This is a genomic window from Paenibacillus sp. V4I7, from assembly GCF_030817275.1.
Classification (GTDB): Bacteria; Bacillota; Bacilli; order Paenibacillales; family NBRC-103111; genus Paenibacillus_E.
Genome location: NZ_JAUSZD010000002.1, coordinates 4,129,795 through 4,152,974, shown reverse-complemented (window position 1 = coordinate 4,152,974; position 23,180 = coordinate 4,129,795). Strand labels below are relative to the sequence as shown.

Annotated in this window: 22 protein-coding genes; 14 read left to right on the top strand and 8 right to left on the bottom strand. The window is 45.4% G+C overall.

All coding sequences use genetic code 11. The annotated features are described in order from the left end of the window. The first annotated feature begins 220 nt into the window (after window positions 1-220). From QFZ80_RS20400 to QFZ80_RS20390, 3 genes are all read left to right on the top strand, one after another. On the top strand, window positions 221-1,684 hold the full coding sequence (locus QFZ80_RS20400; protein ID WP_307554708.1) for an RICIN domain-containing protein: 1,464 nt from the start codon (window positions 221-223) through the stop codon (window positions 1,682-1,684). 217 nt (window positions 1,685-1,901) lie between these two features. Continuing rightward, window positions 1,902-2,477, top strand: a complete 576-nt coding sequence (locus QFZ80_RS20395) for a uridine kinase family protein (RefSeq protein ID WP_307554710.1) — start codon at window positions 1,902-1,904, stop codon at window positions 2,475-2,477. Window positions 2,478-2,591: 114 nt separating this feature from the next. Further along, complete coding sequence (locus QFZ80_RS20390) at window positions 2,592-3,404, top strand: sporulation protein (RefSeq protein ID WP_307560700.1); 813 nt, start codon at window positions 2,592-2,594, stop codon at window positions 3,402-3,404. A gap of 68 nt (window positions 3,405-3,472) precedes the next feature. Here the strand turns inward: QFZ80_RS20390 and QFZ80_RS20385 are convergent, their stop codons facing one another. Together QFZ80_RS20385 and QFZ80_RS20380 are read right to left on the bottom strand one after the other, a co-directional pair. Continuing rightward, a complete protein-coding gene (locus QFZ80_RS20385; protein WP_307560698.1) occupies window positions 3,473-4,897 on the bottom strand; it encodes a discoidin domain-containing protein in 1,425 nt (474 codons plus the stop codon). Between the two features lie 144 nt (window positions 4,898-5,041). Continuing rightward, window positions 5,042-5,416, bottom strand: coding sequence for a hypothetical protein (locus QFZ80_RS20380; RefSeq protein ID WP_307554715.1), 375 nt, complete (start codon window positions 5,414-5,416; stop codon window positions 5,042-5,044). 278 nt (window positions 5,417-5,694) lie between these two features. Here QFZ80_RS20380 and QFZ80_RS20375 point away from each other — a divergent pair, with 278 nt between their 5' ends. Next, complete coding sequence (locus QFZ80_RS20375) at window positions 5,695-7,113, top strand: APC family permease (RefSeq protein WP_307560696.1); 1,419 nt, start codon at window positions 5,695-5,697, stop codon at window positions 7,111-7,113. Here QFZ80_RS20375 and QFZ80_RS20370 read toward each other — a convergent pair. The 3 genes from QFZ80_RS20370 to QFZ80_RS20360 form a co-directional block, all read right to left on the bottom strand. Beyond that, the gene (locus tag QFZ80_RS20370) at window positions 7,097-7,984 is read right to left on the bottom strand and encodes a LysR family transcriptional regulator (RefSeq protein ID WP_307560694.1); all 888 of its coding nucleotides are present in this window, start codon (window positions 7,982-7,984) and stop codon (window positions 7,097-7,099) included. The two genes, QFZ80_RS20375 and QFZ80_RS20370, sit on opposite strands and share 17 nt — an antisense overlap. An 82-nt stretch (window positions 7,985-8,066) precedes the next feature. Then, on the bottom strand, window positions 8,067-8,825 hold the full coding sequence (gene tatC, locus QFZ80_RS20365; RefSeq protein WP_307554722.1) for a twin-arginine translocase subunit TatC: 759 nt from the start codon (window positions 8,823-8,825) through the stop codon (window positions 8,067-8,069). A gap of 38 nt (window positions 8,826-8,863) precedes the next feature. Next, window positions 8,864-9,097: a MerR family transcriptional regulator gene (locus QFZ80_RS20360; protein ID WP_029193642.1), complete on the bottom strand. Its 234-nt coding sequence runs from the start codon at window positions 9,095-9,097 to the stop codon at window positions 8,864-8,866. A gap of 218 nt (window positions 9,098-9,315) precedes the next feature. Here QFZ80_RS20360 and QFZ80_RS20355 point away from each other — a divergent pair, with 218 nt between their 5' ends. From QFZ80_RS20355 to QFZ80_RS20335, 5 genes are all read left to right on the top strand, one after another. Further along, window positions 9,316-10,923, top strand: a complete 1,608-nt coding sequence (locus QFZ80_RS20355; protein WP_307560692.1) for a flavin monoamine oxidase family protein — start codon at window positions 9,316-9,318, stop codon at window positions 10,921-10,923. Between the two features lie 20 nt (window positions 10,924-10,943). Then, complete coding sequence (locus tag QFZ80_RS20350) at window positions 10,944-11,504, top strand: RidA family protein (protein WP_307560690.1); 561 nt, start codon at window positions 10,944-10,946, stop codon at window positions 11,502-11,504. A gap of 21 nt (window positions 11,505-11,525) precedes the next feature. Then, window positions 11,526-11,738, top strand: coding sequence for a twin-arginine translocase TatA/TatE family subunit (gene tatA / locus QFZ80_RS20345; protein WP_047672154.1), 213 nt, complete (start codon window positions 11,526-11,528; stop codon window positions 11,736-11,738). 467 nt (window positions 11,739-12,205) lie between these two features. Continuing rightward, the gene (locus QFZ80_RS20340; RefSeq protein WP_307560688.1) at window positions 12,206-13,048 is read left to right on the top strand and encodes an SDR family oxidoreductase; all 843 of its coding nucleotides are present in this window, start codon (window positions 12,206-12,208) and stop codon (window positions 13,046-13,048) included. Between the two features lie 47 nt (window positions 13,049-13,095). Continuing rightward, window positions 13,096-13,605 carry a hypothetical protein gene (locus QFZ80_RS20335; RefSeq protein WP_307554731.1) on the top strand — a complete coding sequence of 170 codons (510 nt, stop codon included), beginning with the start codon at window positions 13,096-13,098 and terminating at the stop codon, window positions 13,603-13,605. A 135-nt stretch (window positions 13,606-13,740) separates the two neighbouring features. On the opposite strand, the gene QFZ80_RS20330 is transcribed toward QFZ80_RS20335, so the two are convergent. Next, a complete protein-coding gene (locus tag QFZ80_RS20330) occupies window positions 13,741-14,052 on the bottom strand; it encodes a hypothetical protein (RefSeq protein WP_307554733.1) in 312 nt (103 codons plus the stop codon). Window positions 14,053-14,188: 136 nt separating this feature from the next. Further along, entirely contained in the window at window positions 14,189-15,196 is a 1,008-nt protein-coding gene (locus tag QFZ80_RS20325; protein WP_307554735.1) for a LacI family DNA-binding transcriptional regulator, read from the bottom strand. A 123-nt stretch (window positions 15,197-15,319) separates the two neighbouring features. Between QFZ80_RS20325 and fucU the strand changes: the two genes are divergently transcribed. From fucU to QFZ80_RS20305, 4 genes are all read left to right on the top strand, one after another. After that, entirely contained in the window at window positions 15,320-15,745 is a 426-nt protein-coding gene (gene fucU, locus QFZ80_RS20320) for an L-fucose mutarotase (protein ID WP_307554738.1), read from the top strand. An 87-nt stretch (window positions 15,746-15,832) separates the two neighbouring features. After that, complete coding sequence (locus QFZ80_RS20315; protein WP_307560686.1) at window positions 15,833-17,623, top strand: L-fucose isomerase; 1,791 nt, start codon at window positions 15,833-15,835, stop codon at window positions 17,621-17,623. 47 nt (window positions 17,624-17,670) lie between these two features. Further along, window positions 17,671-19,149 carry a rhamnulokinase gene (locus QFZ80_RS20310; RefSeq protein ID WP_307564170.1) on the top strand — a complete coding sequence of 493 codons (1,479 nt, stop codon included), beginning with the start codon at window positions 17,671-17,673 and terminating at the stop codon, window positions 19,147-19,149. Window positions 19,150-19,156: 7 nt separating this feature from the next. Beyond that, window positions 19,157-19,816 carry a class II aldolase/adducin family protein gene (locus tag QFZ80_RS20305; protein ID WP_307560684.1) on the top strand — a complete coding sequence of 220 codons (660 nt, stop codon included), beginning with the start codon at window positions 19,157-19,159 and terminating at the stop codon, window positions 19,814-19,816. 136 nt (window positions 19,817-19,952) lie between these two features. Here QFZ80_RS20305 and QFZ80_RS20300 read toward each other — a convergent pair whose 3' ends face one another. After that, window positions 19,953-20,828, bottom strand: coding sequence for an AraC family transcriptional regulator (locus tag QFZ80_RS20300; RefSeq protein ID WP_307560682.1), 876 nt, complete (start codon window positions 20,826-20,828; stop codon window positions 19,953-19,955). 127 nt (window positions 20,829-20,955) lie between these two features. Between QFZ80_RS20300 and QFZ80_RS20295 the strand changes: the two genes are divergently transcribed. After that, window positions 20,956-22,458: an L-fucose/L-arabinose isomerase family protein gene (locus tag QFZ80_RS20295; protein ID WP_307560680.1), complete on the top strand. Its 1,503-nt coding sequence runs from the start codon at window positions 20,956-20,958 to the stop codon at window positions 22,456-22,458. The last annotated feature ends 722 nt before the right edge of the window (window positions 22,459-23,180 follow it).

The following is a 23,180-nucleotide window of genomic DNA, read 5'->3' as shown; positions in this document are numbered from 1 at the left end:
TCGCCTTATTTTTATGGAAAGTTCACTTGAAATAGTTGGAAAAGTTCATAGTTATTCTAGTTTATTCAGTAGAAGAACAAGCCCCTTATCTTATATGGTAAAAGCATAGGAGGTGATCATCATACGTTTGAAAGCGCTTAATTTTTAGCGAGGCTAACTTTGAAGCGGCTGGTAAATGGCCTAACCACAAAAATAATAATGGAGAGGAAGGATTCATTTGATGAGAAAATCTTTATCACGTTTGTTATTCTTCATGCTTGTGACTGTGTTAGGACTTCAGGTACTGAGTGTATTCTTATTTGCAAAAGAAACAGAGGCAGCAGCCGTTAGTGTTCAAAATGGCATTCAGTTCAAGGATACCGGTGGTAATGTGATTCATGCGCATGGTGGCGGTGTTATTAAGGTAGGCAGCTACTACTACTGGTTCGGCGAGAATCGCAACACAGACGGAACATTTAATGCGGTTTCTTGTTATCGCTCTAGTGATCTCAAAACATGGGAATTCCGAAGCAATGTCCTGACGAAAAATTCTGCCGCTGAGCTGAATGTTTCCAATATCGAAAGGCCCAAAGTGATTTATAACAGTTCTACCGGCATGTTCGTGCTATGGATGCATTGGGAAAATGGCGTCGACTACGGGCAAGCTCGTACTGCTGTAGCTTCCTCGAGCACAGTTGACGGTATGTTTACGTACCAGGGCAGCTTCCGCCCGCTTGGTTATGATTCCCGTGATATGACGGTGTACAACGATAACGGAACGGCTTATTTAATCTCCGCAACGAGGGTTAACGCAGATTTAAATATTTACAAGCTGACCCCAGACTTCCTCGGTGTTGAGTCCTTGGTTCAAACGCTTTGGGTAGGGCAATACCGCGAAGCGCCAGCCATGTTCAAACGAGGCAGTGTCTATTTCCTTGTGACCTCTGGGGCGACAGGCTGGGATCCTAATCAAGGTAAATATGCTACCGCCAGCAGTATTACGGGGACATGGAGCGGACTCAGCAATTTCGGTGACGGAACGACATACGACTCACAAAGCGCTTATGTACTCCCTGTTGAAGGCTCTAGCACAACGACATATCTGTATATGGGAGATCGATGGGCTGGAGCATGGAGTGGTAAAGTGATGGAATCCCGCTATGTCTGGCTGCCACTTCAGTTCCCAACCAGTACATCGCTTACGATGAGCTGGGGCAGTAATGTCAGTATAGATACGAGTACAGGTATCGTAACAGCATCCTCACCAGCAATCGATACGAATGCGTATTACTTACTCGAGAATCGTAACGGTGGTAAAGCTCTTAATGTCCTGAATCAAGGAACGGCGAACGGTGATAATTTGGAGCAGTATATCGATAGCGGCTGGTTCAGCCAACAATGGAAATTCGTTAGTGCAGGAAGCGGCTATTACAAAATACAGAACCGTGCCAGCGGTAAATTGATTGGAGTTGAGAACGGGTCAACGGCGGATGGAGCCATTATCGAGCAATGGTCTGATGGCGGTTGGACTAGTCAGCACTGGCAAGTCATTGACAACGGAGCGGGTAGTTTTAAGTTGAAAAATAGAGCCACCAGTAAGATCATCGATATTTCCGGCGGTTCCAAAGCCAATGGCGGCGCGGCCATCCAATGGACTGACAACGGCGGCAAAAACCAGCAATGGCGTTTACTGAAAGTTGAGTAGCTAAGAGAAAAGCTATCCCGTAGAAGGATCTACGCGGGGTAGCTTTTGTATTTGTGCAAACATTAAAATTGCACAAATTCGTAGAGATGTGGTCAATTATCGTGTAAAGTTGGAGGGTAACAACTCATAATATGTAAAGTCTCAAGGGAGTGGATCTAATCAAAATTCGAATCATACAGCTTTGTTTCTGGGATAGCCCTATCGGGGATGTCCAAGCATGAAAAAACCTCTAGTAATAGGTATTTCTGGTGGGACCGGAAGTGGAAAGACGACTTGGAGTCATTACTTGTTAGAACATTTTAGTCATTACAAAATCCGAATTATACCTAGCGATAGATATTTTAAGAAATTCAGGCCTGTTACCAAAGCACCTTTCTCAAATAAAGAATACGATGATTTTAATCAACCGGAGTCTGTTGATGTTGAAAGATTAATAAGTGATATAGATACTACTATCTGTATGGATGAGTTAGATCTTTTAATTGTTGAGGGATTTCTGATATTTCACTTTGAAGTTTTAAGAGAGCGTCTAGCATACAAGTTTTATATTGATTGTGAATCTGATGAGAGATTAGTTAGAAGGATAGCGCGAGATTCGAAGGATGGAAATAACATTACTGAAATCGTTGCTGAATACCTAGACCTTGTTAGACACAGTCATGATAAGTACGTGGAGCCAACAAAATGGTATGCCGATCTTATTATTAATGGTACTAGTAGTGAGAATAAGGGGAGACAAATCATTGTTGATTGGATTCACAAGGAATTAGCATTCCGAGAATCTCGGTTCTGAGAAATGCTGCTGCTCATTCTCCGATATTGATGGCGTACCCAAACGCGCAAAACTGCAATTTTCTGAAACGGCGGTCGGACCTATCGCTTATGAAGTGCAATTGGAGGAAAAGAAATGGCGTTTTTCAAGAAAATGTTAGCACGAGTAGGGATTGGGAACGTCGATATCGACACACAGTTTCATACGGAGGATTTTATTCCGGGAGAGCTGGTTGAGGGCGTCGTTATTGCCAAAGGCGGAAAAGTGGAGCAGAAAGTGGATAAAATCTACTTTCAAATCATGACGGAATATAAGAAGCCTGTGGAGATAGATGCTGATCGCGATGGGCGAACTGAAACTCGTATGCAGAAGGAAACCATCGTTGTTGCCAATCTGTTGCTTGGTGAAAATCTCGAGATTGCACCGGGTGAAACGATTGAAATTCCTTTTCAATTCGTTCTGCCACATGAAACGCCAATCTCAATTGGTGTCAGCCCGATCTGGGTGCGCACAGGCTTAGACATTGATAATGCGGTTGATCCCTCAGATCGTGATGATATTAAAGTTCAGGCACACCCGCATACTGCGGTTGTTTTTGAAGCTTTGGAAGAACTTGGTTTTCATTTGCATCAAGCGGAGAATGAGTACTATCTACAACGCGATTATCATTTGCCGTTTGTTCAGCAGTTTGAATTTGTTCCCTATCAAAATGGCGAGTACCGCAGCTCGGTGGATGAACTCGAGCTCATCTTCTACCCGAATGAACACGGCGTAGAGATCATTCTAGAGTTTGATCGAAAAACGCGTGGTTTCAGCGGATTTCTATCGGATATGTTGGATACGGACGAGTCCCATCATCGCTACTTTTTCAACAGGGAAGAGCTGGAGGAAGGTTCTTCCTCTGTAGCGGATCAGTTCAGGGAGATCTTTGACGAATTGCTGGGGTAAAAAATAGATAGAGGCTGTCACCAACGGTAGGATGATTACCGGAGGGACAGCCTCTTTTCAATTCAACTTTAGTTTCCGTAAATGTCGACTTCTGTTATGCTGTTCCAACCGTTGCCAGAGGAGTTGCCATGACCTACGATTCGGACATAACGCCCACTAGTATCCGTAAAGTCATAGGTTACTTGCGAAAGTGTTGTGGTACTGACCTTATTCGCTAGCAGCGTTGTCCAGTTCGTATTGTCGGAGGATATTTGAACATCGAATGTTGTTGTACGGACATCACCTTGGTGAAAAGCGATGGATGCATACTTGACTGTTTTGCTGGAACCGAGATCGAAGTTGATCCATTGTCCGTTTCCTTGAGAGGACCAGCGGGTGCTTAGGTTATTGTCCAATGTATTGGAGGCCACATTTCCATCGTTGCCGCTATCGCTAACGGAAGAAACGGACAAAAGGGAGGGGGAAGGTGCTCCCCCTGTACAAGTCGTGTACACCGTTACCCCGGCTGTATACATATTGCCAGCAGGCGTACGTGTGTTGTTGCAAGCTTTTGCTGAACCACCATTGACGAGCACAACATTGGGGGTGCCATTATCCATATTTGCAGTGTTGTTAAAGAAGTCGTTGTTAAAGCCCCAACCCGGTGAACGTTCATGCACCTGGAAGGCATCAACAATAATCGAATTGCCGTTGCGATTCACTGTATTATTGCGAATGATCGAGTTGTTTCCTTTGACATCCATGAAGCTATTTGCTGCATTGGCTCCGCTGATGCCTGTGCCGTTGAACGTACTATTCTCGACGATGGTTCCTGTCGTGCCTTCTTTGATATCAATGGATTCTGCTGTTACATTGGGCCCGATCGTTACGTTCGTAATTCTGTTGTTATCAGCTTCTTTGATATAGGTGCCCCATTTGCCGACATCAGAACCCACGTAGACGCCTTCGCCGTAATCGGCAGTTACCTGTCCTGTGTCGTGAACACTGGAGTTTTGGATGATGTTGTTGGAGCTGCCGTCCCGATAATGAACGCCTTCTTCTCCGATATTGTACACTTCGACCCCGTCGATTAAACCGTTGTTGGCATTATCGATCATGATGCCCTTCTTGGCATTGGTGATCTTTAGGTTTTTAACTTGGGTATAATTCCCGGTTAGATGAAGCGTGTAGCCACTTGATGTTCCACCGCCATTTAAAATTGCTTTATTGGTGGAACTGGCACTTTCGATGATAATCGGGTTCGAAGAGGTGCCATTTACGCCAGACACAAAATTGCCCGTATAGGTTCCGGCTGCAAGAATAATGCGGTCTCCAGCTACTGCATTGGATAATGCTGTTGTTAAACAGGAGGCCGTACTGCAGTTAACCGGTGCTGCGCCAGCTTGCGTAGGCAAAGCAATGGTTACCACTACCGTAGACATAAGAAGTAAACTTGAAAATTTCCTCCTAAAAGCAGCGTGTAAGTTGTTACTACTAGCTGAAAAATAAGTCATTATAAAACCACCTCTCATTTTTGTAATCGCTTACAAATGAAAGATAACACAAAAACGGAAGTGAATCAAACATTTTCGTACAATAAAGATATAAATGAAACCAGGGAAATAAAAAGAGGCCCTAAAGGCCTCCACATCCATCCATTATGCATGTGCTAATTGTTTAAGTTCAAGTTTTCCTGTCGTTAAATACGTGAGTTCCGGTGTTGAGAAAAAGTCAGCTAATCGCCGAAGTCTCATATATATCGTTCGCAAAATAACGGAATCCATCTCCGTGATCATACTGCGATTTGCAATGAAATCTCGCATGCTCACCTTGATGAGATACTCACTATCTCGAAGATCGGTTATCAGTTGTTTATTTGGAAGGTCTCCGTAGTTGACTATGTATTTCGTTTGTCCCAGAGCACTTTGATACAGTTCAGCACATGTTCGCGTAATTTGTACTTGCCTCTTAGTACCCATAGAATCAGTGACTGTAAGCAATTGATTTTTAGCATCTAATGAGTTCTTTTTCAAATAAACAATTTCGTGAGAGGCAATACCTTCTGTGAGTAAACGAACAATAATGGCATCTTGCGGATTGATACAGCGAGTTTCGATAAAATGAATTTGTTCTAATGTAATAATACGAAATCAGCATCCCTTCAAGTGTGAAAATTGGATTTCAGTAAACTTTCATACGGCTTTCAGTAATAAGCAACTATATACTCTATGCGGGATAAAGTTCGATAATGACTGTTTTATTAAATAATAATTAGCTCAATTTTCATTAAGAAGAAGGGAATACTTGGTTTATGCAGAAAATGATTGTATACATTTATGGGTGGAGTTGTGAGGGAGAGCTGCTGAATATGGTGAATGAAGAAGGAAAATTGAAGAAGGTGTTAGGCTTACGAGATTCAATTGGTATTGCTCTCGGACAAATTATTGGAGCGGGTATCATGTCAATTACTGGCATCGCCATAGCTTTAACGGGGACTGGTGTACCGCTTGCTTTCGTGCTTTCCTCTGTTTTTATGCTTATCATCACGATTCCTCTTGCTGTATTAGGCTCAGTTCTGCCTACGACTGGAGGCATGTATACCTACACGAGTCGTTTACTCTCTCCGAATGCAGGGTTTGTCTATTTAATCCTGTTTACATTCGGTCATTTGACCATCGCTGTATACGCCATTTCATTCGCTCAATATTTACAGGGAATCATGCCTTATACGCCGATCATGCTTGTTTCCTTCACTGTGCTGACTTTCTTCTATCTCATTAATCTGTTTGGCATCAAGTTCATGTCATCCTTAGGAAAGGCGCTCGTAGCGATTAAGCTGTTGTCACTTCTTGTTTTCATTGTGTGGGGAATTTCGAAGGTCGACTATTCGGTGTTTCATCCCGCAGAGATTTTTCCTCAGGGAATGGGGAGCTTTCTTACAGCGGTTGGAATCACATCCTTTGCATCTGGAGGCGCTTATGCCGTAGTTGAGCTCGGAGGTGAAATGAAGCGGCCACAAAGGGATATTCCGCTTACAATTTTCATCAGTAGTGGCATAGTTGCCTTGCTTTACATAGGCATTGGCATCGTGGCAACCGGAGTTCTGCCGATTTCCCATGTTGCAGGAGAGTCGCTTTCAGATGTGGCGAGGACGATATTGCCCAATCCATTGTTCCTATTTTTTATCATAGGCGGGGCTATGTTTGCTCTGGCTTCTACACTCAATGTAACGTTTTCCTGGGTGACGAGGGGGATGCTGGTGGCAAGTCGCGATGGCTGGCTCCCAGCATCGTTCGGCGCCATTAATCGAAGGTATGGTACACCACATTGGCTGCTCACGTTTTACTATCTGCTTGGGGTCATACCCATTGTGACTGGAGTCTCGTTGACTACGGTTTCCCAGCTAGGCGTTGGTATCTTACTTATTTCGAGCATTTTCCCCGTACTTTCTGCCGTACAGCTTCCTCGCAAATACCCAGAGCTTTATCGCAAAGCACCATTCACTATGAAGCCAGGCCTACTTTACACCATTGTCATCATAGCCGTTGGTTTACTGGCCTTTCAAGGCTATTTACTCCTCAGCCGATTGTCGACTCCATTAATTGTAGGCAACATCGTGCTTGTCGCAGGAGCCATCGTTTATGTGAGGATTGTCGGCAAACGCCGAGTAAATAAATATGCTTCTTACGCAGCATCAAGCGAGAGTCAAGATATCAAATTGTTGCAATAATCGTTTTCAGTTCTTTCGTAAACTCTTTGCAGGGCAGGGACTGATAGCGATTCTTTAGACGTATGGAGCAGAAGGAAATATCCATATCCTCTCCGGTGATTTCTAATGCAATAATGCTGCCTGTTTGGACATAAGGGTCGTATTTTAAGCCGATTTCCGTATAAAATCCAATAGCAATACCTTCAGCAATCACTCGTTTTGCAGCCTCTGAATTCCCTAGCTTAAATAAAATATTCGGCTCTCCATATTTTTTTAATTTATTAATAAGGTACTCCGAATTCAGGAGGATCGGTTGATGTACAAGTTCTTCTAAGGAGATGCTTTTTCGATGAGAAAGTGGGGAGTTTATCCCTACACATGCCATCACTCTGCTGTCCATTAACGTCTCTGTGATCAATTGTTTATTCGGTTCTTCATAATTCCGGGATACAGCTATTAGACCGATATCTACATTACCGCTTTGGACTTCTTGTTTAATTTGCGGATAATCAAGTTCCAACATTTCAAGCTCTACGCCAGTATGTTTCGCTTTGAAAATCGCCAAGGTTGAGGGTAATACACTCAAGCACAGGCTAGGCACGGAAGCGATGGAAAGGAACCCTGAGAGCTGATTGGACTGAAAAATTGCCGTCTCTCGGAGTTCCTCAACTTTGTTAATAATCTCTTCCGCTTTACTTATTATTAATTTCCCATCTTCCGTAGGAACGGCTCCGAAGCGCGAACGCTTAAATAGTTTAACTCCAAGCTCTTCTTCCAGACTCACAATGGCCTGACTGATATTCGGTTGGGAGACGTGAAGCTTTTCGGCAGCTAGGGAAATCGAACCGGTTTGATTGATTTCAATGATATAGAGAAGTTGTTCAATCCGCATAGTTCTCCTTTTTTTGGGAAGTGATTTATGTCGTAAATATATCCCAAAAGCGGACCATAGGCAATGATAGGGAAGCCCTATTTTAAGAGGCTCCGTACTCAACACTTAGTTTGCTTAGCTCTTTCATTTGTTCGTTATAGACGAAACGAGATAGCACGACGCTGATTTCATATAAAGCGAATAAAGGAATGGCCACTATGAGATGTGAGATGAGATCTGGCGGTGAAATAAGGCTGGCTACGATGACTAGGACAAGGTAGGCATATCTGCGAATTTTGTTCAAGAGCTTTGGATTCAGCAGCTTTAGTCTAGTTAGAAACATGACGACGATGGGAAGTTCGAAGGCAATCGACAAAGGCAGCACAATGTTCAGCATGAAGCTAAAATATTGCGCGACGCCGTACGTCGGGGTTAATCCGAGGTTATCGGAAATTTGGGTAGTGAATGCCATACACATGGGGAAAACAACGAAGTAGGCAAAGGTTAAACCGATGATGAAGCACAGGACCGTATAAGGGATATAACGAAGTGAGGCTGACTGCTCCTCCTTCGTTAGACCTTGTTTAACGAATCCCCAGATCTGATATAGGATAAAAGGCAAAGAAACCGTAAGTGATATGACGAACGCAATCATCATATAGAGGCGAATACTATCCATGGGGGAAAATACATGCCATGTCATGTCGGATGCCGGGGGTGTTTGCTTCAAGTAGAGGAGGAGCTTCTGGGCAGCAAGAAAACCGGCAATCATCGTAAGGACAATTACGATGAGAACTCGAATAATGCGTGTTCGCAGTTCGGACAGATGTTCAACGAGAGACATCATTTCTTTTATTGGCATGAAAGGCACCTCCAAAGCTATGTATGGTTGTCATTGTCTTAAGAACCCGCTAGCATACGCTTAAGTTCAACGGTGTGGAAGCCGTCCATCAGCTTTGTGTGAATTTCCATGATGGTCTGAATATCCTCAAATGAATATTTACGAACGCCTCCTTTACTTCTTTCTGGGAAAATAAGCTTGCGATCTTCGTAATAACGAATCTGCCTCTCCGATAACCCGGTTAATTCGCTTACCACACCAATTTGAATCACTTTCTTCTTCGTCATCGACATCATCCAACCTCCTAGAAATGTTAGATAAATTAACGTTTACATGACATTGTTTACAAGTTAACTCTATCACCATGCCCATATCTGATCAAATAACCTATTTTTATCCCGGTATAAGTAATATTTATGTAATGTAATCTAACACTTAATAGTGACGAATACATGTCCTACTGGTACGTTTAAGGTGCGGTTTATCCAAACTTGAACGAGGAGATGGGAGCATGGAGAAGACACCAATCAAAGAAGATCAAATTACACGTAGACAATTTTTGACTACTGTCGGCAAAATTGGAGGGTCAGCCGCACTCTTTAGTGTTATGGGGACTCTGGGGCTCTTATCCCCAGAAACGATGAAAGCGGCAGATTACACGCCACCTTCAGGTAGGGATCTCACTTCAACAAACCGCAATGGGAAAAAAGTGATTATTTTAGGTGCTGGGGTAGCTGGTATGACGGCTGCCTATGAGCTAGGAATGGCTGGTTATCAATGTACAATTTTAGAATCGAGAGCTCGTTCTGGCGGCAGAGTTTGGACAGCCCGCAGAGGAACGACCGTTACGGAAGTCGGAGGCAGCAAGCAGGTTGCGCGCTTTGATAATGGGATGTATTTTAACACGGGACCGATGCGGATTCCCCAGTTTCATGTAACCTTGGAATATGCACGCAAATTCGGTGTCGCCATTGAGCCTTTCAACAATGTAAACGAGAGCGGCTACTATTATAACGAAAATGTCGGTGAATTGTCGGGAAAGAAAATTCCGAAGCGCCAAGCAAAAGCTGATGTTAGGGGGTATGTCGCCGAGATGCTGGCCAAAGCAGTAAACCAGAAGGCGCTGGATCTCCCGCTAACAACAGAAGAAAAAGATAAGCTCGTTGCTTATTTGAAGACCGAAGGAGATTTGAACGCCGATCTGTTCTACAAAGGCTCTAGCAGAGCTGGCTATGTCGAAGAACCAGGTGGTAAGTTTGACTCAGGGGTTCGTAGAGATCCTTTTAGTTTAAAAGCGATCATTAATTCCGGTTTTGGTCAATTTTTTAGCAGTGAATACAGCTACGATCAACAAATGATGATGTTTCATCCGGTAGGCGGGATGGACCAAATTGCTAAAGCGTTTGAGAAGCGTGTAGGGGACCGTATCGAGTTCCATGCTGAGGTACAGGAAATTAAACAATCGTCGGAAGGTGTTCGCGTCCTGTATAAGGATTTGAACAGCGGCGCCAGCAAGGAAGCTGCCGGAGACTTTTGCATATGTACGATTCCATTACCTGTCCTTAAGGATATCAAGGCTGATTTCTCTGCCGAAATGTCTACTGCAATTTCTAAGATTAGCTACGCATCTGCCGGTAAAATTGGCCTCCAATTCAAACGGCGGTTCTGGGAGGAAGATGAGCATATATTTGGCGGAAGCTCACTAACGAATATGGACATATCCAGTATTTATTACCCGCCAAATGACTATTTTTCCACAAAAGGCATCCTCTTAGGCTATTATGCTTTCGGGGCTAACTCTGACAAGATTGGAAAAATGACACCTGTCCAAAGGGAGGACTATGCTTTAAGCCAAGGGGCGAAAATTCATCCCCAATACCATAAGGAGTTTGAGGCCTCGTTCTCCATCGATTGGAAGAAGATTAAATATAATCTTGGCGGATGGGCTTCCTATACGGCGGACGACCGCAAAATGTATTACCCTACCCTGTGCAAGCCGGATGGTCGCATATATTTGGCTGGGGAGCATATCAGCTATATTACCGCTTGGCAGGCAGGGGCGATTGAATCTGCTAGAAAAGTAGTCACTGAAATTCATGAGCGAGTAATGAAAGAGTAGATGATGAGGAGCGATGAACGATGATGATAACGAAGAAAGTGAAAACCATTGCAGCCGTCACATTAGGTTCATGTCTCATATGTGTCAGCGCCTATGCGGCCGGAACGGAAAAATCTAGTAAATACCCATCAGAGCCAATTCATGAAATGGAATTCTATGGCAACCCAGCGTCCTCTATATCTGCCGGAGTGTCCGTACCTGCAGGCTCTTCTTACTTATTCACAAGCGGAACGGTACCGCCTGTTCTGAATAAAGAGGGGAAGACGGTATATGAACGTTATGGTGATACTAAAACGCAAGGTATCGGTATTTTAAAGGAAATTGAGAAGCAATTGAAGGATAAGGGATTAACTCTAGCCGACGTCGCTTATCTTCGCGTTTATATTACGGCTGACACGGCCAAAGAGGGGAAGTTCGACTATCAAGGCTGGTTTGACGCTTACGCGCAATTCTTTGGTAATGAAGCGAATCCGGTTAAACCGGCTCGTTCTACGGTTGGTGTGGCAGGACTCGTTAATTCCGATTGGCTTATTGAGATCGAAGCTGTAGCGGTATATCCGAAGCATCATAATCAAAACTAATGAAACGGAGTTGATGATCCTATGCTGCAAAATATTGGCTTTCCTGGTCTCATGTTAATCTTAGTTGTTGTCTTAGTCTTGTTTGGTCCATCCAAGCTGCCAGAGCTTGGCCGTGCGGTGGGACGCACCCTCCACGAGTTTAAAAATTCTGCGCGGGAACTCGTTTCCGAGGGCAAAGAAGTGCCCGAACATGTAGAACCATCTGATAAACTGCTCGAGAAGGCAAAAGTATAAACGAAGCTCAGACAGCCTGTATCTGTGATTGTTCTCTTTGGAGGAGAGCATCTGGATACAGGCTTTTTTGTGCTTTGGGTTGGGGTTAAATCGAGCCGAAAGCAGATTTGGGAAATCTATCATGCGCATCCATGTATGGAGTTCCTATTTGTGTATGAAGGATAGCATATCGACGTTCCTCTTCACTAACAAAATAGCAGCATTGAAGCAAAAGTATCACGCCGATGTTCCGGAAGGAAACCAACGATTCATTCCTCCTCCGTGCATAAAGACGAATATAAAAGATCAACCTGAGGTGTGAAGCCTCGGGTTTTTTTACATGTGATTGGATAAAAGCAGCCATAAATGGGAAATCACTAGGAGGTTAGCATCTGCTCAGACCAAATTATCCTCTTTTACATATCGACATTATGTCTTTTGTATGGGATTATGAAGGAATGTGAGTTGGATAATAGGGGGCAGCCTGGATGAGTTTCACAAAGCCGACAGCATTAGTGACAGGCGCATCTAGCGGATTTGGCTTATTAACGTCAATAGCTCTGGCTCAAAAGGGGTATCACGTTATCGCAACTATGCGCGACCTAGGTAGAGGTGAAGCCTTGCTCGCGCATGTCGAACAAGCTGGCGTAACAAATGCCATCGAAACCATGGCTCTGGACGTAACGATTCATGACTCGATTGAACAAGTTGTTTCTGATATTATGGACAAGTATGGCAGAATCGATGTTCTTATTAACAATGCCGGCTTTGCTGTCGGAGGGTATGTGGAAGATGTACCGATGGAAGCGTGGAGATCACAGCTGGAAACGAATGTATTCGGTGTCATTGCGGCAACGAGGGCTGTCCTGCCGCACATGCGCGCACAGCAATCTGGTTGTATTGTTAATGTAAGCAGTGTGAGCGGGTTATCCGCATTTCCTGGCTATGCCCCATATAGCACTTCGAAGTTTGCCATTGAGGGCTTCAGTGAATCGCTTCGTTTGGAGATGATGCCCCTAGGTGTGCGCGTCGTGCTTGTAGAGCCAGGTGCCTATAAGACGGAGATTTGGCGTAAAGGCTTCGAGGCGATTCATACCGCGGAAGCGTCTCCTTATTGGAAAAGGCTTAGCAAAATGCTTGACTACTCAAGGAAAGCCTCAGCGACAGCACCTGAACCGCAAGAAGTAGCAGACCAAATTGTACGAATTGTAGACAACCCGCGGCCAAAGCTTCGTTATCCAATGGGACGCGGTGTGAAGGCGGGGCTGTGGGCGAGAAGTCTTTTGCCATGGAGATGGTATGAAGGCATTTTGAATCGATTATTGAAATGAAGAGGGATGTACCTGAGTAAGTACGAATAATCCAAGGAGTGAATGGAATGTCACGTAAGTGGGAAAGAATGGTAAGCAAAAATACGAAAACAGTAAATAAGAATCGCTCCAAACAGGGGATTGCTCCGATTTCTTCGGATACGGATCGATCGGAAGTGTTCAAGGGTAGAAGCATTATGTTATCTTTATTTTTTGTTCTAATTTCCATCTTATTATTGGTTACTTTGACCAAAACAGACGGGGACAAGATGTACTGGTATACGACACTCAGCTACATGGCGGTTGGACTGTTCGTTTATTTTATTCGCCGTCCGTATTTAAAGGTTAGCAAGACGAGCATCTCAAAGAGAGGTTTTGCCAGAGAGCTCATACTTAATGCCGATAAAATTAAAGAAATCGTATACTCCCCCGGTCAGGTGGTCATTGACCTGAATGGGAAGTCACCACGTTGGGTGTACAACAAATCCCTGAATCGATTCGACATAGCTGCCATGGCTGCTAGATTGAAAAAATTTGCTGAGCAGAACCAGATTCCGTTTGTGGATAAAACGGTTTAAGTGCGGTTAGCACGATACGAAGCTAATAAATGAAGAAAAAGCCCAATTCGATATTGGGCTTTTTTTGCTGCTTGGGCGCGATGAGCCAAGATTAGACTTGTTGATGTTAGAGCAGCGACGATTCGCAATTAACTTTTAATCGTATTTATCATCGTCGATTCTAACCACATTATCCATGATAAGCTCAACTTCCGTCTCGAAGTTCAAATGAAGCGGTGCTGGAAGTACATCGAGAATTTCCTGCATCATATCCATATCTAATAACTCATCAATGGTTCGAGGTCGCGGTTCTAACTCATGGACCCATTCACGGACCGTATCAATAAATAAATAAAAAGATGATTGGAACTGATCAGCGACAGCTTCCTGCTCATCACCATGTGATGCCGACATGGCATTCCAGTTTTTTAGCGTGGTTTGTAAGGCTTGCTTTACGTTTGGGTTCATTATAATCTCCTAAAGGTTCATAGGGTGCAACATAATCCCTTCATTTTAGCTCAAAAGCTACTGTATGTTGTGCGACGTACAACAAAGTCGAGGCCTGATCATCCATAGGCTCCCCTTTTAACCGCAATGTCAACCATCACTTCAACGCTTGCGTTGAAGCACGGATAATCATCTCCGAAGGCAGAATGATCTTCCGATTCTCATGAACGGCTTCACCTTCAATGCGTTCGATCAATAACTGCATACCTAATAAGCCGAATTGATAGGCGGGCTGTGAAGCCAGGGTTAGAAACGGGTTAATCGCACCTGCTGGGCCGAAATCGTCAAAACAGACGACTGATAGATCATCTGGCACCTGCAAGCCGCGCTGTCTCAATGATTGAATGACGCCGACGGCGAGCATGTTGTTAGCAGCGAAGATGGCTGTAGGCGGATCTGCAAGATTGAGTAGCGCGTCTAACGCGGATTCATCATGGAAATCACGATAGTTTAGATGTGCGACGAGCGAGTCATTTATAGATAATCCGCGAAGCAAATGTGCCTCGCAATACCCCGTATAACGCAAGCGGGCTGTAGAGACATCCTGTGAACCGTTAATCAAAGCGATTCGGCGATGCCCCAGACCAATTAAATGATCAACAAGTTTCCTCGCGCCTTCCTTGCTGTCCCCGAGTACCACATCCGCCTCAATTCCGGGAATTTCACGGTCTAAAACAACGAAGGGGATATTATGCTTTTGGAGCCGACCTAGATTCTCGACAGAATGATCGCCCGTCGGGGCGAATAGGACGCCATCCACACGGGTTGATAAAATCATATCAACGTAGTCTTTCTCTTTCGCATAATCCTCGTCACTATTTGCAAAAAGCAGCCGATACCCAGCCCGTTTAGCTGCATCCTCTGCACCGCGTGCAAGCGTAGTATAGAACGGATTCGTAATATCCGTAATGAGCAGGGAAAGAATTTTCGTCTTCTGAAGTACCAGACTGCGTGCCATCGAGTTCGGAATATAGTGGAGATCCTCCATTACTTTCCTAACCCGTTTGCGCGTTGCTTCGCTGATACGACCTGTATTATTGATAACCCGTGAAACGGTCATTGCCGAAACACCGGCTTTTTCAGCGATATCATATATTGTAATCACGTCGAGTCACCTTTTCATCTCATCCTATTCGTCTATTGTATAGAAATTAAGGATTGACAGCAAGGCTTAAAATTGATAATTTTGAGTTATCGATAACACTCATTCTTTGAGGAGGTCTTGAATATGCTTAAAGGTATTCCTTCCATCCTGTCGCCTGAGCTTTTGAAGGTGCTGATGGAAATGGGGCATGGGGATGAAATTATTCTAGCAGATGGCAATTTCCCTGCTGCGAGTCATACGAATCGTTTGCTGCGCAGCGATGGCCATGGTGTACCGGAATTGTTGGAAGCGGTTTTATCGTTATTCCCACTGGATTCTTACAGTGAAAAACCGGTAGCGCTAATGGCCATAGTACCAGGAGATAAGGTGGAAACACCAATTTGGGCAGCATATGAAGAAATCATTCATAATTATACAACGCCACAAATTGAGTATGTGGAACGATTCGCTTTTTATGAGCGAGCGAAGAAAGCCTATGCGATCGTGGCCACGAGTGAGAAAGCTTTATACGCCAATATTATTTTGAAAAAAGGTGTCATTAGCGAGTAGTTTGGATTATCGATAACTCTATAGTCGTACCCGTTTAAAGGCGCAATTTATATCAATCCCATACACAACGAGGAGGATGAAGTGAAAATGGCAAACAGTGATTACAGATGGAACCAGGATTTCCCGAAGATTGGGATACGACCAACGATTGACGGCAGAAGAAAAGGGGTTCGTGAATCACTTGAAGATCAAACGATGAATATGGCCAAAGCTGTCGCTGCCTTACTAAGTGAAACTCTGAAATATCCAAACGGTGAACCTGTAGAGTGCGTTATCGCTGACACCTGTATCGGAGGCGTAGCCGAGGCTGCTGCAGCAGCAGATAAATTCACGAAATCCGGTGTAGGCGTATCCATCACCGTTACTCCTTGTTGGTGTTATGGAACGGAAACGATGGATATGGACCCATCCACACCGAAAGCCATTTGGGGCTTTAACGGTACGGAACGTCCGGGTGCGGTATACTTGGCCGCCGTTTTATCAGGTCATGCACAGAAAGGCATTCCGGCCTTCGGTATTTACGGCAAAGATGTACAAGATGCTGGTACAACAGACATTCCGCAAGACGTTCATGAGAAGCTGATTCGTTTTGCTAAGGCAGGGCTTGCTGCTGCTTACATGAAAGGGAAATCATACCTCTCAATCGGGTCTGTATCCATGGGGATTGCTGGATCAATCGTAAATGAGGAGCTGTTCCAGAATTACCTGGGCATGCGCAATGAATATGTCGATATGTCCGAATTAGTGCGACGTATTGATGAAGAGATTTTCGATCCTGAAGAGTACCAATTGGCGCTGAACTGGGTAAAAGAGAACTGTTCAGAAGGCCCAGATAAGAATCCTCCTGAGATTCAAACGAGCCGTGCAAAGAAAGATCAAGATTGGGAAACCGTTGTGAAAATGTCCTTGATTGTCAGGGATTTAATGGTCGGCAACCCACGTCTGGCTGACATTGAGTTCGGGGAAGAAGCACTTGGCCACAATGCGATTCTCTCTGGTTTCCAAGGGCAGCGTCATTGGACGGATCATTTCCCGAACGGAGATTTCATGGAAGCTATTCTGAATACTTCCTTTGACTGGAATGGCAAACGCGCCCCTTATCTGGTTGCAACAGAGAACGATAGTCTGAATGGTGTTGCCATGTTATTCGGTAATCTGTTGACGAATACAGCGCAAATTTTCGCCGATGTAAGAACGTACTGGAGCCCAGATGCGGTGAAACGTGTAACAGGGCACACTTTAAGCGGTGCTGCCAAAGACGGAATTCTTCACTTGATTAACTCCGGCCCAGCAGCGCTGGATGGTACAGGCGAACAGAGCCGCAACGGCAAACCTGTTATGAAGCCTTACTGGGAAATCACGGACGAAGAAGTGACTAAGTGTCTGGAGGCAACTTCTTGGCGTCCAGCATCTGTTGAATATTTCCGCGGAGGCGGCTATTCCACGGATTTCCTTACGAAAGGCGGTATGCCGGTCACGATGTCTCGCATCAACCTAGTAAGGGGCTTAGGTCCCGTGCTTCAGTTAGCAGAAGGCTACTCTGTTGATCTGCCTGAGAATGTGCATCAACAGCTGGATGATCGCACAGATTCAACGTGGCCGACGACTTGGTTTGCTCCTATTTTGACAGGTGAAGGCTCATTTACAGATGTTTATTCGGTTATGGATAACTGGGGCTCCAATCATGGATCGATCAGCTATGGTCATATCGGTGCTGACTTGATCACACTTGCTGCTATTCTAAGAATTCCTGTATCTATGCACAACGTAGCGAAGGATCACATTTTCCGTCCGCGCGTTTGGAGTAATTTCGGAACATCGGATCCAGAAGGCGCTGATTTCAGGGCTTGCAGCAGCTTCGGACCCTTATATAATTAGTAATTGCACGAATTGAGGTGACTCTGTTGGGGACTAACCATTTGAATATGTTAGCCGTAGATTTCGGAGCTAGCAGCGGCAGAACCATTTTGGGGCGTTGGAGTGGTTCTACACTTTCCGTAGAAGATATTCATCGCTTCTCGAATGATCCTGTTGAGCTTGGCGGCAGTTTGTACTGGGACTTTTTGCGACTTTTTCATGAGTTGAAAGCAGGAATTCATGCCTACAAGCAGCATGCCTCGGGGAGTCCAGCTTCCATTGCGGTTGATACGTGGGGAGTGGACTACGGCTTTGTTGACGGAAAAGGCAAGCTGCTCGGCAATCCGTATCATTATAGGGAAGCGCGGAATGCTGAGGCGATGAGCAAATTGCTGCAGCAAACGACGGAGCGTGAATTATACAGCCACTCAGGTATTCAGCCGCTCTCGTTTAATACGATTTTTCAGCTCTATGCTGAGAGCAGAGAACAAGGTTTATCCCTTCCTGATGATGTTCGTCTCTTGCTCATGCCAGACTTATTCCGTTTCTATTTGTCTGGTATTCGTTCCACGGAGTACACGATTGCCAGTACAACAGGGCTTCTGGATCCAGTGGCGAGAGACTGGGACCGTTTACTTTTGCAGAAGGTTGGAATCCCGTCCGATCTCTTTACAGACATCGTGATGCCCGGAACGAAAGAAGGAACTCTGCGTAAAGAAATTGCCGAGGAACTGCAGGTTGGCGCGATGCCAATTGTGGCTGCGGCTTCACATGATACTGCTTCTGCGGTCGTTTCGATTCCTTCGCTCGAAGGTGACTATGCGTTCATCTCCTGCGGAACCTGGTCCTTAATGGGCGTAGAAATCGATCAACCCATCATGACGGAAGACAGTCTTCGTTGGGGATTCACAAACGAGGGCGGCGCTGAGAATAAGATTCGCATGCTGAAGAATATCATGGGACTATGGCTACTTCAAGACTGCAAAAGACAATGGGAGCTCGAAGGGGATTCCATAAGCTTTGCTCATATGCAAGAGATGGCGAAGCAGGAAACAGGGCTGCAAAGCTACGTGGATCCGCAGGATCCTGTGTTTCTTGCTCCAGGAAATATGCCGGAACGAATTCGTCTTTATTGTGCGGAAACAGGCCAAACCGTACCACGAACCAAAGCTGAGCTTATCCGCTGCGTAGTGGATAGTCTGGCTATGAAGTTCAAGCAAACGTTAGATGAGATTGAACAGCTTCTTGCCAGAAAGCTTTCAACCATTCATATGGTAGGCGGAGGAATTCAAAATCGGCTGCTCTGCCAGTTGACGGCGAACGCCACAGGGAAACCGGTCATTGCCGGTCCTGTGGAAGCGACGGCGATCGGCAATATTATGATGCAAGTCAAAGCGCACGGCGAGGTCCAATCGTTGGATCAGATACGCCAAGTCGTTATGGACTCCTTCCCGCCTGATCGTTATGAATCTCAGGATGAAGCTCAGTGGCAGGAGGCTTACCAAACCTATTTGCAGGTGATTACTAAGAAATCAGTAAGGAGTTGAAGGGTAGATGTCCGAGCAGCAAACAAGAGAAGAACTGACGAAGTATGCCCGTAAAAGTGTAGCGAAAGGACTTGTCGTAGGTCCTGGCGGGAATATAAGCGCAAGATTTGAAGATACGATGTACCTTTCTCCCAGCGGTTTCGCACTAGAAGATATTGAGCCTGAGCAATGGGTGCCGGTCGATATCCCAACGGGGAACATTCTGGATTCGACCTACCGACCTTCTTCCGAGGTGCTCATGCATTTATTTTGCTATCGCGTGAATCCCATCATGAAGGCGATTGTGCATACGCACCCGGCTTACTGTATCGCATTAACACTCGTTGATGACGAGCTTCCAATGCTGTTTCCGGACCAAGCGGCGCTTGTCGGTGACGTAGTCTTCGTTCCCTATGTCGTTCCGACAACGGATAAACTAGCCAACCTAGTGGCGGAGAAGGCTGACCGTTATAGCTCGATTTTGCTAAACAATCATGGACTCGTCACAACAGGTAAAAATTTACGTGAAGCCTACTACCGTACCGAAGTTATGGAAGAGAGCGCGAAGATTTACCTCATCGCCAAGTCCGTTGGTCAACCGAGAAGGCTGACTGAGGAAGAGTACAAAGAAATTCAAGGCTTAGAAAGTGAAGCTTACCGCGTGAATTTATTGCAGCAAATGAAATAATTGACTTGTCAGGTAGGACCGCTCTCATCGCAATCGATGGGGGCGGTTTTTTTGTTGTGTCGGGGATGACTCAAGGTGCTCGAGCTTGGGCCGATCTCCTGACAGTACTTGATGAGAACGAATTGAAATAGCCCCATCATCTGGGGCGCTGCCATTTCTTCCTATAAGCTAAAGGGGTATCTCCAGCGCGGTCTTTGAACAAATTGATGAAATGACTGACATTGTCAATACCGACACTGGCGGCTATTTCGGATACGGGCATATCAGAGTATTTCAAACGTTCCTTAGCGTGTGTCATACGGATTGATATGAGAAATTCATGAGGCGAATAGCCTGTATAACGTTTGAACTGCTTGGCCAAATGGTACTTGCTGACGGCATGATCATGGGCAAGCTGATCCAACGAAATCGACTCATTGAATCTACGATCCAGTGTTTGACAAATGTCTTCGATATAGCTGGGTTCATCTGTTTCGGACAAAACCAGATTTTGTGATGACAACAGGAGCTCGGTCAGGAGTTCTACGAGAAGCTTGGACGAAATGAGTTCCGTACGAGCTGTTCTTTGCTGCTGGATATGTAAGATTTGACGCAGTAGAGCGGGGATGAAGGATTCAGGGTTCAGTTGAAGGACAGGCTCATTATTGGCAGCAAACTGCTCATAGTAACCAGATGTTGAGCTGCCATTGAGATGCACCCATAGAATCTCCCAAGGCTCGAGTGGATCTGTTTCATAGTAATGATAATCTTCACAATGAATGAAGAATACCTGCTGAGGTTGAAGGAAATAGCTCTTTCCTTGATATTTCAAGCGGCCTTTGCCTTTGATCGTATAGACGATAAGGTAGGAGTCCAACTGTTCGCGTTCTGTAAAATAACCAGGTAACGTACGGAAATGGCCAATTTCTTGCACATGATAGAGGGTGGATTTGGCGAATACGGAGGGGCTGGATATGAATCGTATCGAGTCTTCAGACCAAGCAGTAGTAAAATTTTCTTTAGGGGTTGTCATGGCGAATCACCTGCACAAGATTCTATTATTTTTAAACAAGATTATTGGATGTTATCTGTATTGTAAGCCATTACAATGAGTTTATAAAGGTATTATTTTTATCTTATAAACGAATGGAGTGGTAGGGATGTCTGTATACCCAGCTATTAAAGCAAGCCAAAAACCGCGAATCGGACTTTACTCGGTGGGGCTTCGTGCCTATTGGGAACAGTTCCCTGGCCTAAAAGAACGACTTGAGGCATACGGTCGATTTATTGAGGAGCGAATCTCGGAATGGGCAGACGTCTATTACTATGGGTTGGTAGATACGGAAAATGAAGGGCGGAAGGCTGGAGAATGGCTGAATGAACGCGATATCGATCTTGTATTCTGTCACGCAGCGACATACTCGACAAGCTCGACAGTGCTTCCCGTTCACCAAATTTGCAAAGCGCCAGCCGTGTTTCTGAACTTGCAGCCGAGCTTACGGCTTAATTATGAGCAATCCACGACAGGGGAGTGGTTGGCGCATTGCGGGGCTTGTCCTGTGCCTGAGTTCGCCAATGTGTTTAACAGAGCGGGTATCCCGTTCCGTGTCGTAAATGGGGTACTAGGACTCGATTATACACCGGCGATTTCGTTAACGAATGAAGTGACACATAAGCGCCCAGAAGCTGTTCGAGCATGGAGGGAGATCGAGGAATGGGTGAAGGCAGCCGGCGTGCCTCGGACGCTTCAGCATAGCCGGTTCGGCTTTCTTGGTAATACGTACAGCGGCATGCTGGATATGTACAGTGATTTTACGATGATTTCGGCGCAGACAGGGCTGCACGTGGAAGTGCTTGAAATGTGTGATTTGGATCGCATGCTGCGGGAAGTGACACCGCAGGAGGTGAAAGCGAAGCTGGCTGAGGTTCACGAGATGTTCCAGATCAGCGGCGACTCGCCATCTGATCCGATCGCGAAGAAACCTACGGATGAGCAGCTGGAGTGGTCTTGCAAAGTGGCGGCAGCGCAGGAGAAGCTCGTCAGAGCTTACGATCTGGACGCCTTGTCCTACTACTACCACGGCGCGCCGGGAGGCGACTATGAGAAGCTGCAAGGCGGCTTCATCGTCGGCCACTCGCTGCTTACCGCACGCGGTATTCCCTGCTCCGGCGAAGGGGACCTCAAGACGGCCGTCGCGATGAAAATCAGCGACATCCTCGGCGTCGGCGGCAGCTTCTCGGAGATCGTCGTCGTGGACTATATCGACGAGACGATCTTGCTGGGCCATGACGGGCCGTTCCATATCGCGATTTCCGAAGGAAAGCCGATTCTGCGGGGCATGGGGCTTTATCACGGGAAGCAAGGCACGGGCGTATCCGTCGAGGCGAAGGTGAAGACGGGGGCGATCACGACGCTGAACGTGACGCAGACCGGCGATGGACGGCTGAAGCTGATCTCCAGCGAAGGCGAGTCCACGAACGGGCCGATCATGAAGATCGGCAACACGCAGACGCCGGTGAAGTTCCGCGATCATCCAGACGCGTACATGACGCGCTGGTTCGCCGAAGCGCCGACGCACCACTGCGCGATGTCCATTGGTTATAATGCTTCCATGTTCCAGAAAGTCGCAGAGCTGATGAAGATGAAGCATGTGATTTTATAATTCTGTTATAGTTTGTTAGAGCTGCTGAAACTGTTAAAACTGTAAAACTGTAAAACTGTAAAACTGTAAAACTGTTTAAAGCTAATAAACTGTTATAAATGTTAAAGCTTGTATAGCCCTCTATTGGCGGGTTTTTAAGTTAAGACTTAGGTTTTTTATACATGCCCTTCGTCTCTTCATTCATGATAAAAACGTATTGTTGTAAAACGTACAACAATTTCGTTTCTTCTCAATAAGCTTCAAAGTTGTATGTAGTACTATGTAGTACAACAATTTTGACTGATTTTATACTCTAAAGCTGCTTTGGAGAGGAAATGTTGTATTTTCTACAACAATGGCGGGGAAAACGCGAATTCGTCAGTGAAATGTTGTACAAATTACAACAACTAGGTCCATAGATGAAGGAAGCAGTGCCCTTATCCTACGTCGGGGGGAACGACAATCCGCGATTATAGAGAATTTGCCCGTAATCTGAATGAACGGAACGTCATTCCGCTATTTGTGGGAAAAGTACCCAATAAATTGAATGAACGGAACGTGAGTGCTCTATTGGGTGAAATCTATGCTCTCTTGGGGTGAAAATGACGGAATAAGGGATCGTCGTTCCTCCTGCTTGTGAAATCAAGCGGTTTTTCATTAAATAACGCATCTACGTTCCTCTATGGGTCCACTCGATGCTAAATCGGAGAGATTTGGTTAATGAACATTTCGTTAATTCAACA